At 57.8% G+C, this 237-nt stretch carries 1 pseudogene; it reads right to left on the bottom strand.

Features of this window, described 5'->3' with window-relative positions:
- Positions 1 to 237, bottom strand: a pseudogene (locus tag SB772_RS45450) (ArtI protein); the annotation flags it as partial.

The raw sequence follows: 237 nt of genomic DNA, 5'->3' as shown, positions 1-237 counted from the left end.
CACATCGCCACGCGGCACCAGCCATGCCTTTTCTCCATACTGGAACGGTTTGTCAGGATGTACCGCGCACAGACCGGGATTGAGCTTTTGCTGCAACAGCGTCTCAGACGCATCCGTCACCATCACATCCGCCTTGCCCGCAAGAATCTGCTTGAAGATCGTCACGTTGTCCGGATAGACGACCTGGTTCGCATGCGGAAAGAACTGCTTGGCGAACCGCTCATTGGTGCCGCCCGG

This window comes from Paraburkholderia sp. SIMBA_030 (genome assembly GCF_046535245.1).
Classification (GTDB): Bacteria; Pseudomonadota; Gammaproteobacteria; order Burkholderiales; family Burkholderiaceae; genus Paraburkholderia.
The sequence above is the reverse complement of the archived record's forward strand: the minus strand, read 5'-3'. Positions and strand labels throughout refer to the sequence as shown.